Origin of the sequence: Amphritea opalescens, from assembly GCF_003957515.1 — a bacterium.
GTDB lineage: Bacteria > Pseudomonadota > Gammaproteobacteria > Pseudomonadales > Balneatricaceae > Amphritea > Amphritea opalescens.
This window is the reverse complement of the sequence record NZ_RQXW01000009.1, coordinates 159,299-170,257: the sequence shown is the minus strand read 5'-3', so window position 1 is coordinate 170,257 and position 10,959 is coordinate 159,299. Positions and strand designations below refer to the sequence as shown.

At 47.8% G+C, this 10,959-nt stretch carries 13 protein-coding genes; 3 read left to right on the top strand and 10 right to left on the bottom strand.

The window, feature by feature from the left end:
• A partial coding sequence (locus EH243_RS11865) for an IS110 family RNA-guided transposase (RefSeq protein ID WP_126158883.1) occupies positions 1 to 805 on the top strand: 805 nt, incomplete at its 5' end.
• A gap of 205 nt (positions 806 to 1,010) precedes the next feature.
• Here the strand turns inward: EH243_RS11865 and paaE are convergent.
• The 7 genes from paaE to pcaF all read right to left on the bottom strand — a co-directional run bounded on the left by paaE (position 1,011) and on the right by pcaF (position 7,427).
• Positions 1,011 to 2,108: a 1,2-phenylacetyl-CoA epoxidase subunit PaaE gene (gene paaE / locus EH243_RS11860; protein WP_126158882.1), complete on the bottom strand. Its 1,098-nt coding sequence runs from the start codon at positions 2,106 to 2,108 to the stop codon at positions 1,011 to 1,013.
• Between the two features lie 36 nt (positions 2,109 to 2,144).
• Entirely contained in the window at positions 2,145 to 2,684 is a 540-nt protein-coding gene (paaD, locus tag EH243_RS11855; RefSeq protein ID WP_126158881.1) for a 1,2-phenylacetyl-CoA epoxidase subunit PaaD, read from the bottom strand.
• Positions 2,685 to 2,689: 5 nt separating this feature from the next.
• Positions 2,690 to 3,454, bottom strand: coding sequence for a 1,2-phenylacetyl-CoA epoxidase subunit PaaC (gene paaC / locus EH243_RS11850; RefSeq protein ID WP_126158880.1), 765 nt, complete (start codon positions 3,452 to 3,454; stop codon positions 2,690 to 2,692).
• 15 nt (positions 3,455 to 3,469) lie between these two features.
• Positions 3,470 to 3,763 (bottom strand): 1,2-phenylacetyl-CoA epoxidase subunit PaaB, encoded by a 294-nt coding sequence (paaB, locus tag EH243_RS11845; protein ID WP_126158879.1) that lies wholly within the window; start codon positions 3,761 to 3,763, stop codon positions 3,470 to 3,472.
• Positions 3,764 to 3,775: 12 nt separating this feature from the next.
• Positions 3,776 to 4,720, bottom strand: a complete 945-nt coding sequence (gene paaA, locus EH243_RS11840; RefSeq protein WP_126158878.1) for a 1,2-phenylacetyl-CoA epoxidase subunit PaaA — start codon at positions 4,718 to 4,720, stop codon at positions 3,776 to 3,778.
• 90 nt (positions 4,721 to 4,810) lie between these two features.
• Positions 4,811 to 6,121, bottom strand: a complete 1,311-nt coding sequence (gene paaK, locus EH243_RS11835) for a phenylacetate--CoA ligase PaaK (protein ID WP_126158877.1) — start codon at positions 6,119 to 6,121, stop codon at positions 4,811 to 4,813.
• Positions 6,122 to 6,218: 97 nt separating this feature from the next.
• Positions 6,219 to 7,427 carry a 3-oxoadipyl-CoA thiolase gene (gene pcaF / locus EH243_RS11830; protein WP_126158876.1) on the bottom strand — a complete coding sequence of 403 codons (1,209 nt, stop codon included), beginning with the start codon at positions 7,425 to 7,427 and terminating at the stop codon, positions 6,219 to 6,221.
• Positions 7,428 to 7,857: 430 nt separating this feature from the next.
• On the opposite strand from pcaF, the gene EH243_RS11825 reads away from it, so the two are divergent.
• Positions 7,858 to 8,334 carry a Crp/Fnr family transcriptional regulator gene (locus tag EH243_RS11825; protein ID WP_126158875.1) on the top strand — a complete coding sequence of 159 codons (477 nt, stop codon included), beginning with the start codon at positions 7,858 to 7,860 and terminating at the stop codon, positions 8,332 to 8,334.
• Positions 8,335 to 8,625: 291 nt separating this feature from the next.
• On the opposite strand, the gene EH243_RS11820 is transcribed toward EH243_RS11825, so the two are convergent.
• Both EH243_RS11820 and EH243_RS11815 read right to left on the bottom strand, forming a co-directional pair.
• Positions 8,626 to 8,838: a cold-shock protein gene (locus EH243_RS11820; RefSeq protein WP_126158874.1), complete on the bottom strand. Its 213-nt coding sequence runs from the start codon at positions 8,836 to 8,838 to the stop codon at positions 8,626 to 8,628.
• A 192-nt stretch (positions 8,839 to 9,030) separates the two neighbouring features.
• Positions 9,031 to 9,306, bottom strand: a complete 276-nt coding sequence (locus EH243_RS11815; RefSeq protein ID WP_126158873.1) for a hypothetical protein — start codon at positions 9,304 to 9,306, stop codon at positions 9,031 to 9,033.
• A gap of 256 nt (positions 9,307 to 9,562) precedes the next feature.
• On the opposite strand from EH243_RS11815, the gene EH243_RS11810 reads away from it, so the two are divergent.
• Entirely contained in the window at positions 9,563 to 10,429 is an 867-nt protein-coding gene (locus EH243_RS11810; protein ID WP_126158872.1) for a LysR substrate-binding domain-containing protein, read from the top strand.
• Positions 10,430 to 10,633: 204 nt separating this feature from the next.
• Here EH243_RS11810 and EH243_RS11805 read toward each other — a convergent pair whose 3' ends face one another.
• On the bottom strand, positions 10,634 to 10,870 hold the full coding sequence (locus EH243_RS11805) for a hypothetical protein (protein WP_126158871.1): 237 nt from the start codon (positions 10,868 to 10,870) through the stop codon (positions 10,634 to 10,636).
• Positions 10,871 to 10,959 lie beyond the last annotated feature (89 nt).

The window sequence follows — 10,959 nt, the reverse complement described above, 5'->3', positions numbered from 1 at the left end:
TGAGGCAACCGGTGTTTACCATGAAGCGCTGGTCTATTATCTCCATGAACAAGGCTTCACTATTTTTATGGCGAATCCGGGTAAGGCCAAGAAGTATGCTGAATCAATAGGCCTGACCCATAAAACAGATAAGTCCGATGCAGCCATGCTGTCGTACTATGGCGAGGAGCAGCCTCAAGATATCAGGCTGTGGCAACCAGAAGCGCCTGAAGTACGTGAGCTAAAGTCTTTAATGCGACGCTTAAGCGCGTTAGAAAAAGACAGACAGCGCGAACACAATCGCCTTGAGTCTTGTGAAATCAGCGATACATCTGATCGAGTCAGGCAATCATTGCATGAAATGATCACGGTTATCGAAGTCGAGATCGAAAAGCTCAAACAGAATATTGATGAGCATATTAACCGCCATCCACCGCTGAAGAAAAACCGCAAGCTACTAGAGAGCATAAAAGGTATAGGCGAAGTGATGTCTCGGGAACTGACCTATCTATTTGCTGCCAAGCGATTTAAAACGGCAAAACAGGTCGCGGCCTATATGGGGCTAATCCCGAAGATGAAGGAGTCTGGAAAGATTAAGGGCTATACCGCTTTGAGCAAAACAGGCCCAGCACATCTTAGAGCCAAGCTCTATATGGCGGCAGTAACAGCCAAGCAGCATAACCCGGATATTCGAAGACAATATGAACGCTTGCTTGCGGCGGGTAAAACGAAAATGTCCGCTTTGGGAGCGGCCATGAGAAAGCTGGTACAAGTATGTTTTGGCGTGGTTAAGAATCAAAGTGAATTCCAGGTTCAAACGGCTTAAAAAACAGTTTGAACCCGGTGGTGAGAGATGGTATCTACAGGCGGTCTTGTCCCCCCTAGATCAAACAACGCTCTAGCCCCTCACTGCACAAAAAAAATCCACCTCGGCACCCCATCTTTTCAATATGGGTACCGCAGTGGATTTTCCTAAAGGTTCAGCGGCCACTTAGCTTAAAGAGTAAGCCGACCGGCAACCGCTGTAACGATTAACGCTGATCGAAATCGACGACGACCGTATCGGAGATCGGGTGAGCCTGACAGCTTAGGATATAGCCGCTTTCAATCTCATGTTGCTCAAGCCCGTGGGAGATATCCATATCGACCTCCCCTTCAACCAACTTACACTTACAGGTTGAACACACGCCGGCTTTACAAGAGTAAGGCAGATCCATCCCGTTATGCATACCGGCATCGAGGATGTTCTCGCCTACGGTTGCTAGATCAAACATCACCGCGCGCCCATCGGCACGGACGGTCACTTTTGACATCTTCTCTTCGCCAAACTGCTCTTTACGTTTAGCAGCTTTTTCCAACATCTCTTTGGAATCAGCAGACGAGTTAGCAAACAGCTCATAGTGAATCTGTTCATCACTCAAACCTTCAAGGCGGAAGCCCCGAGAGATTTCCGACATCATCGATTCGGGACCACAGATAAAGGCATCATCCACGGCTTTAATGTTGATCAAACCCGCTTTTTGTAAGGCATAACCTTTAGCGTTATCGATACGGCCGTTAAGCAGATCCGCCCCCTGATCTTCGTAATCCATAATATTGATCCAGTGGAAACGATCCATAAAACGGTTTTTAACGAAGTTCAGTTCCTCTTTAAACATAACCGAATTACTACGACGGTTACCGTAGATCAGCGTCACGCTAGAACCGGGTTCCGTATCCATAATCGATTTCATAATGGAGATCATCGGAGTGATACCCGAACCGACAGCAATACACATATAGTTTTTGCTGTTATCAGGGTTCAGCTCTGTATAGAAGCTCCCCTGAGGCGGCATCACATCAACCGACATGCCCGGTTTAAAAACATCATTGGCATAATTAGAGAACCGACCGTTTTTCACGCGCTTAATGCCGACCCGCATATGGCCATCATTCACACCGGAGCAGATCGAGTAAGAACGGCGTACTTCTTCACCGTCAATGGTCGCCCGCAGGGTTAGAAACTGCCCTTGAATAAAACGGAATTTGTCGGTCAGATCATCCGGAACCGCGAAAGTAACACAGATCGCTGTATCCGTTTCGGGCTGTACATCCGCGACTTTCAGGGTGTAAAAATTGGTGTCAGACATGCTTCACCTATTGTTTTTATCAGAGCTGATACTGGATCAGATCTTTTTAAAATAATCGAACGGCTCACCACAGGCATCACACTGAAACAGCGCTTTACAGGCGGTTGAACCAAACTCACTGACTCGATGGGTATTGCGTGATCCGCAGTGGGGGCACGCAGCATGGGCATCCGGCGTTAAGCCATCAGCATCCAGTTCGGCATCTTCCGGAGGGGCAATACCATACTGGCGCAGTTTGATACGACCCTCCGGTGACATCCACTCGGAACTCCACGCTGGCGACAGTGACATTTTCACCGTCACATCGGCATAGCCATGCTCGTTCAGACACTGAACAACATCGGTACTGATATTATCCATCGCCGGACAGCCGGAGTAGGTCGGCGTAATGGTGATCACAACCTGCTCACCATCAAGCTGAATATCCCGCAATATACCCAGATCCCAAATGCTTAACGCTGGCACTTCAGGGTCTTTAACCGCATCCAGTAGATCCCAGAACACTTTCACGTCGTCAGCATTACGCTGTTGCAAACGTTGATAGTGCTCTTCTGCCATCAGAGAGATCTCATTCATCGCTCTTACCACTTACAGCCAGGATGTGAACGATGCACAATCTGCATCTCGGTCAGCATATGGCCTAGATTTTCGGTGTGATAACCAATACGACCACCGCGTACAGCCCAGCTATCTTCCGGCACTGTCAGGGTTGCGTTAGTGACAATCTCTGTCACCATCGCCAGCCACTCATCACGTAACTTAGACACATCAACACCGATACCCGCATCCGCCAGTAATTGCTCGGTATCATCCATATCGAACATCTCATGGGTGTAACCCCACAACTGGTCGAGGGCTTTCTGAGCGCGACGATGACTTTCATCGGTGCCTTCACCCAGACGTAAAACCCAATCACGACTGCGACGCAGGTGATACTTGGTTTCTTTAATCGCTTTAGCGGCGATGGCCGATAAGCGCTCGTCCTTCGAGTGCAGCAGGTGCGGCAACATCAGGGTGTAATAAGCATCGGCAAATAACTGACGTACCTGCGAATAGGCAAAATCCCCTTTCGGCAGTTCCAGCAACAGCAGATTATGATATTCCCGATCATTACGCATATAGGCGAAATCATCTTCATCACGCCCATCATCAGCCAACTCGGCAGCATAGGCATAAAACATCCGCGCACGGCCAATATAATCCAGTGCGACATTACCGTAGGCGATATCTTCTTCTAGGAAAGGGCCATAACTCACCCATTCGGAAATACGGTGTCCAAGCACCACCGCATCATCACCCAGACGGGTTGTGTATTCCAGCAGTGCATTTTTCATTTGATCACTCATGCAGGCTCTCCCCAATTACATGTTGTTGACGGGGTCAGGCAAAACATAATACGTCGCATGACGATAAGGTTTGTCATCACTCGGATCATAGAAGCAATCCGCATCGTCTTCTTGAGAGGCACAGATATCATTGGATTTAACGACCCAGATGCTAACCCCTTCACTACGGCGGGTATAACAGTCGCGGGCATATTCCAATGCTTGTTCATGATCTTCAGCGTGCAAGCTGCCAATATGTTTGTGGTCAAGACCACGCTTGGAACGTACAAATACTTCAAACAGTTCCAGCTTTTCGGTAGACGTTGTCATCTCAGTTACCCCTTATGCCGCGTTCTGTGCTTGCTTGGCACGTTTCTTTTCGTTATAGGCGGTGATCGCATCACGTACCCACTCACCTTCTTCATGAGCAGCCACGTGGTGTTCGATACGCTGACGGTTACAATGGCCGTTACCATTGATCACACTCCAGAACTCATCCCAGTTCAGATCACTGCTGTCGAAGTGGCCGCGCTCTTCATTCCACTTAATCGCTTTGTCTGGATGTTCCAGACCCAGCACTTCAATCTGCTGAACCGTTTGATCAATGAATTTTTGGCGCAGATCATCATTCGTTTCACGTTTGATTTTCCATTCCATCGATTTCTGCGAATGCGCCGAATCCGAATCGTGTGGACCAAACATCATCAAGGCGGGCCAGTAGAAGCGATCTAGCGCATCTTGGGCCATCGCCTTCTGTCCTTCAGAGCCTTTTGCCAGTGCCAACATCGCTTCATAACCTTGGCGCTGATGGAACGATTCCTCTTTACAGATACGGATCATGCCACGGGCATAGGGGCCGTATGAGGTACGCTGCAACGACACCTGGTTCACAATCGCTGCGCCATCAACCAACCAGCCAATCGCACCAACATCTGCCCAGGTTAGGGTTGGGTAGTTGAAGATTGACGAGTATTTAGCCGCACCGGTTTGCAACTGCTCAATCATCTCGGAACGGGAGATTCCGAGGGTTTCACAGGCGCTGTAAAGATACAGACCATGACCCGCTTCATCCTGAACCTTAGACAGCAATACCGCTTTACGACGCAGAGATGGCGCCCGAGTAATCCAGTTGCCTTCAGGCTGCATGCCAATAATTTCAGAGTGTGCATGCTGCGAGATCTGACGAATCAGGTTTTTACGGTACGCAGCAGGCATCCAATCTTTCGGCTCAATTTTCTCTTCAGCCGAAATCTTACGCATGAAGTTTTCTTCTTGAGGTATTGTCATTTCAATCGTCTCCACTTCGGTTTAAGGCTTGCTAGGCAAGCCCTTCGCGATGACATTTGGTTGGCGACCCTGAACAACAGGGCACCCGTCTTATGTTATTTTAGGGCGGTTATCAAATACCCGCTTAGCCTTGCCTTCGGAGCGAGGAATCGTTCCCGGCTGTAAAATTTCAATCGTTGTTGAGATACCGATCACCGCCTTAATATGGTGAGCCAGCTCTTTCGCTACCGATGCCTGATTAGCACTCTGTGCACCCACCGACAGTTCAACTTTCACCAGCACAGTATCTAAGTTGCCCTGCTTATCCACCACAATTTCATAATGCGGAGACAGCGCAGAGATCTTCAAAATCTGCTCTTCAACCTGAGTCGGGAAGACGTTGACACCACGGATAATCATCATGTCGTCGGAACGACCGGTGATCTTATCGATACGCCGCATAGGACGTGCAGTGCCGGGCAATAGACGGGTCAAATCACGGGTACGGTAACGGACAATCGGCAAAGCTTCCTTCGTGAGCGAGGTAAACACTAACTCACCGTATTCGCCATCCGGCAATACCGCGCCGGTATTCGGATCGATAATCTCAGGGTAAAAGTGATCTTCCCAAATGGTTGGACCATCTTTGGTTTCGATACACTCCTGCGCAACACCCGGCCCCATCACTTCAGATAGACCATAGATATCCACCGCATCGATACCCAGACGGTGTTCGATGTTTTTACGCATCTCATCGGTCCAAGGCTCGGCACCAAAGATACCGCAACGAAGCGCCATCTTGTGAGGATCGAGTCCTTGACGCTCCATCTCATCGATAATGTTAAGCATATAAGAGGGGGTTACCATGATGATGTCAGGATCGAAATCATTCATCAGCTGAACCTGTTTCTCCGTCTGACCACCGGACATCGGAATAACGGTACAACCCAAGCGCTCAGCACCATAATGGGCACCCATACCTCCGGTAAATAAGCCATAACCGTAAGAGATATGAACTTTATCGCCGGCATGACCACCCGCTGCACGGATAGAACGAGCCACAACATCGGCCCAGACATTGATATCATTCTGGGTATAGCCTACAACCGTTGGTTTACCCGTGGTACCGGATGACGCATGCACCCGTACAACATCAGCCATTGGCACGGCAAAAGAATCAAACGGATACGCATCACGCAAATAGGCTTTAGTGGTAAACGGGAAGAGGCTTAAATCTTCCAGCTGTTTCAATTCAAATGGATGAACCCCACTCTCATCGCATAAACGCTTATACGCTGGCACATTGTTATAGGCGTGAGCGATACTCCACTGCATACGGACTAACTGCAGCGCACGCAGCTCATCAATGCTGGCGGTTTCAATCGGGTCTAGTGCCCGGCGGGGATGCTTCTCATATTTCATAATTTTGTCGTCCTGTATTCTTATATTTCAGGCATTCAGCACAGGGTAAATATCAATCCGGCAGGCATTCGGTCCTAACCGGATTGGCTAATAGGTGTTACACCCGTTCAATGATCATCGCGATACCCTGACCGACGCCGATACACATGGTGCACAGCGCATAACGGCCACCGGTACGGTGTAATTGATACATTGAAGTCATCACAAGACGCGCGCCACTGGCTCCCAGAGGATGCCCTAATGAAATAGCACCACCGTTCGGGTTTACATGGGCGGCATCATCGGCCAAGCCTAAATCTCTCATGACCGCTAAGCCTTGAGCAGCAAAGGCTTCATTAAGCTCGATAACGTCCATCTGATCCAACGTCAGACCGGTTTGTGCTAATACTTTCTTGGTCGCTGGCGATGGGCCAAAGCCCATAATCCGTGGTGCAAGACCCGCCGTTGCCATGCCTACGACACGGGCTTTCGGGGTCAGGCCGTATTTATCTGCCGCGGCTTTCGACGCGACCAGCAGTGCACAAGCACCATCATTGACGCCAGAAGCGTTACCCGCTGTGACGGAACCGCCAGCACGGAAAGGCGCTTTCAGTTTTGACAAATCTTGCAATGTTGTAGATGCGCGAGGGTGTTCATCGGTATCAAAAACCAATGGCTCACCCTTACGCTGAGGAATAATGACCGGCACAATCTCTTCATCGAAGAGACCTTTAGCCATCGCCGCCGCCGTTTTTTGCTGACTACGAAAAGCAAACAGATCCTGATCTTCACGGGAGATGTTGAACTCTTCAGCAACGTTTTCAGCCGTCTCGGGCATGCTGTCGACGCCGTACTGTTCTTTCATCTTTTTATTGACGAAACGCCAGCCGATCGTGGTGTCATACAAGCCATTCGGCGTACGACTAAAAGCCGATTCAGCTTTACCCATCACGAAAGGTGCCCGTGACATCGATTCACAGCCACCGGCAACCATCAATTCAGTTTCGCCAGCTTTAATCGCCCGTGCTGCCATGCCAATGGCGTCCATACCTGAACCACACAAACGGTTAACCGTGGTGCCTGGCACCTCGGTCGGCATCCCCGCCAGCAGCGCCGACATACGCGCAACGTTACGGTTATCTTCGCCTGCTTGGTTGGCATTCCCGTAGATAACATCATCTACCTGAGACCAGTCCACCTGTGGATTACGATCAATCAATGCCTTGAGAGGCACCGCACCCAGATCGTCAGCCCGAACAGCAGAAAGACCGCCACCGTAACGCCCAAAAGGTGTACGGACAGCATCGCAGATATAGGCATCTGTCATTATTATTTCCTCATTTCTATTTTCCTGGCAACGTCCAGCAAAACGTTACTCAGTGTGGAAACCTGTGGTGACAATAAACTCAGTCATTCCCGGATCAGGTTAATATTACACAAATCTAACATGTTGACAACTTTTTTGTATCACTTTGAAGTTATCAGAACCCCTAAAACAATGAATCCTATTAAGCGTTAACTTATAATAGCGATGACTTATGAAACCTAATTCAGAAAAACTATCCTAAAGTTGTATCAATCAACTGGGTTCTTTAAAGTATAGATGCTGAATAGAATATAGCGCGTTCTGATCTGGCATCAGCGTAACCACGTATCAGCATAGTCGATATACCAGCCGGAATGGCCGTAAAATAAAAAACACTGACAATCATGACAGTCCGACTAAACTTAACCCTGATAAGAGACAGGAATCAGTGATGGACAGAATCAACAGCCAACAACTATTGGCCCAGCTACCGTTAAGTCTGCTTGCCAGTGCCTCAGTGTTCGGCGCTCTTCCGGAAACCTCTATCCTCTGGCTATTGGATCATGGCGTTATTCGTAGCTTTAACGCAGGAGATGAACTCTTCAGCCCCGATCAAGCGGGTAATAGTTTCCACGTCATCCTACAGGGGTCCGTTGATTACTATAAATTTCATAACCAACGTTACGCCTACATACGGACATTTAACGCCGGTGAGCAGATCGGTTTCGTCAGCATGATCGCCTTACATGACAGAGTGGGACGAGCGGAGGCCTGTGAAGCCGGTATTTCACTGGAAATAAACTCAGAGATATTCCATGACTTTCACCTCAGCCATCCCCTTGAGTTCGGTATACTCATGATGAATCTTGCCCGCGAGATGGCGCGTACACTCAGAAAGACCAACAATATATTGGTCGACAAATCATGACTCAACAATAGAGGCCGCATCTCAATGCGTGGTAAGAATAGGTTTCCATGTTCACCGTCGCTGCTACAACACAATAACGTCGAATATGAGAAATTGAGCATCAATAGTTAAACGGGGCGACTGACGTGATGAACGTGATGAACGTGATGAACGTGATGAACGTGATGAACGTGATGAACGTGATGAACGTGATTATTATCTGAGATAAAAAAGCGTCGTGGCCAAATTCGGCACAGAAAAAAGAAATGCACAGCCTTGTTAGACTGTGCATGACGAGCGATTAAAAACAGTTTAACTGGCAGTAATCGGGGTAATATTCACAGCATGTATACCAACATCTTTTGGCGCCGCTTCAAATTGAACAGACTGACCTGTTCTAAGACTCTTATAACCCTCAGTGATAATCGCGGAGTAGTGGACAAATAAGTCCTCTTCAAAGTCTGGCGATACAATAAAACCAAACCCCTTCGCATTGTTAAACCACTTAACTGTTCCCGTATGCATTTGATGCTCCTTAAATTCATGCGTTACTACAGGTCTCAGAGTATTTTAACGACCATCAGATCCACTCGACCTACCTCTATTTTGAGAAATAGAGGACCGAGGGTATATAAGAAAAACTCCTATAATGAGTCATCATCTGATTAAAATTGCGCCAAATCAAAAAAAAGCAGGCAATGCCTGCTTTTAGAAAGGTTAGGCCCGGTCTTGCCGGTCCATATCCCCGAAGATATCCTGTCTTAACCGTTGTCGCTCAAGGCGATCTTCAATATCTCGTCGGCGACTATGTGATTTACGGCCGAGTTCTTCCGGCAGTTCATCATCTTCATCATCCCAATCATCATCAGCACTAAACTCAACAGCCCGAGCTGACCGCGTACGACGCTTACTAGCCTTATAGCTATCGTCACCCCAGTCTTCCCAGCCATCCTGATCTTCTGAATAGCTACTCAAACGATTTTTGTTACTCATAATGCTTCTCTTTAATACCTAAGGGCGTTGATGATGTAGTGCACCACTGTGTGCTACTCACCTGATCAGGTACCTAACGCCATTTAATGACATCAGCACACCTAACCATAAAAAATATTGATCCGTTCTTTATGCACTATTTAAACTACACTTAGATTATTATCAGAGATTTAAACGGTGTAAAATGATGCTTTTTTATGACTTCAATCGAAATTACTAATCGAACAGTCACTACCTTTAGCAAATAGGCTAAGCAATGGAAATCGGCTTACTACGCACCTTTCTTGAAGTCACCCGTACGCGCCACTTTGGCAAAGCGGCACAGAACCTTTATCTGACCCAATCAGCGGTCAGCTTTCGTATCCGACACCTAGAAGAGTTGATCGGTGTGCCGCTGTTTACCCGCCAACGTAATAATATTCTGCTCACCAGTGCTGGCGAACGCTTGATACCTCACGCTGAAAATATTATTAAAAATTGGCAAATGGCACTGCAAGATGTGGCGATCTGTGAAGAACAGGAGTCACAGCTCGTCTTGGGGGGGATTTCAAACCTATGGGGGACTTTTCTGCAGTCCACGCTACCGAAATTGGTGGGCAGTTTTCCTAACATGATTATCCGGACTGAAATTAATAATCATCTGGAGCTCACCCGCTCGCTCCTTTCCGGCACCTTAGATCTCGCCATCGTACTCGACCCACCCAACCTCGATGAACTGGATCACCTCAAGATCGGTCAAATAGAACTGGTATTAGTAAGTAGCGAAGCAGAGCTTACGCCTGATCAGGTTCAGGACTGCGACTTTGTGTTTGTAGACTGGGGCGTCGCGTTTAATATGCGCACCGCTAAACTCTTCAAGAAAACCCTGACGCCGATTTTACATACCGAGCAGAGTCAGATCGCGCTGGAATTTATTCTTAGCCATGGCGGCTGTGCGTTTCTACCATTGGTATTAGCGGGGCCTTACCTTGCATCTGCACAGCTACACCGAGTCAATAATATCAAATCCGTGAAACGTTCCGTGTTTGCTGTCTATGTTAAAGACTCAGAGCGACAACTTCAGGTGCAAGCTATTATCAAAAAGTTAGGTGAATACGAACTCAAACCGGAAATGACTCTTTGACGAAATGGGTATGCAGACTCGAAACAGGATTGCCGATTACTGATCATTTGTAGCAGGGGTAAATCATCACAGATAGACAAACGTTACCCTGTGAAATATAGAAAAATCGCATAAACCGACTATATCCGACTATACCGGCTATGCCTCTAACGCTTATGTAGCCTAATCATCGGTGCTTTTAGCCAACACTCAGGTATAAGATGTTTAATTATCGACCAAAATGGATAATGCCTCTTGGATCTCCGGCGGCATCACCTGATCATTGTCTTTCAACTCTGTCACGGTGACCGCAAACTGAGTCCGAATCACATCATTCTGATCTACCAACCAAGCCAGAGCGGCCTGACTACATTGTTGCGGTGTCCATGTCTGTTTTAGCGGTACACCTGATCCTTTGAGAAAAGCAAAAAAATCATTCTGATCCTTCAAAATAGCATTCATCGCACTTGCTCCTGCAACAGTTCCGGTTGCTTTATTATTATCTCTTGCCCCTAACAGCTAAAATAAGAGGAACAAAAACCAGCACTAAG

Coding starts and splice junctions, on each gene's coding strand:
- paaE (WP_126158882.1), bottom strand. CDS start 2,108: ATGTCTGACACCAATTTTTACACCCTGAAAGTCGCGGATGTACAGCCC.
- paaD (WP_126158881.1), bottom strand. CDS start 2,684: ATGAATGAGATCTCTCTGATGGCAGAAGAGCACTATCAACGTTTGCAA.
- paaC (WP_126158880.1), bottom strand. CDS start 3,454: ATGAGTGATCAAATGAAAAATGCACTGCTGGAATACACAACCCGTCTG.
- paaB (WP_126158879.1), bottom strand. CDS start 3,763: ATGACAACGTCTACCGAAAAGCTGGAACTGTTTGAAGTATTTGTACGT.
- paaA (WP_126158878.1), bottom strand. CDS start 4,720: ATGACAATACCTCAAGAAGAAAACTTCATGCGTAAGATTTCGGCTGAA.
- paaK (WP_126158877.1), bottom strand. CDS start 6,121: ATGAAATATGAGAAGCATCCCCGCCGGGCACTAGACCCGATTGAAACC.
- pcaF (WP_126158876.1), bottom strand. CDS start 7,427: ATGACAGATGCCTATATCTGCGATGCTGTCCGTACACCTTTTGGGCGT.
- EH243_RS11825 (WP_126158875.1), top strand. CDS start 7,858: ATGGACAGAATCAACAGCCAACAACTATTGGCCCAGCTACCGTTAAGT.
- EH243_RS11820 (WP_126158874.1), bottom strand. CDS start 8,838: ATGCATACGGGAACAGTTAAGTGGTTTAACAATGCGAAGGGGTTTGGT.
- EH243_RS11815 (WP_126158873.1), bottom strand. CDS start 9,306: ATGAGTAACAAAAATCGTTTGAGTAGCTATTCAGAAGATCAGGATGGC.
- EH243_RS11810 (WP_126158872.1), top strand. CDS start 9,563: ATGGAAATCGGCTTACTACGCACCTTTCTTGAAGTCACCCGTACGCGC.
- EH243_RS11805 (WP_126158871.1), bottom strand. CDS start 10,870: ATGAATGCTATTTTGAAGGATCAGAATGATTTTTTTGCTTTTCTCAAA.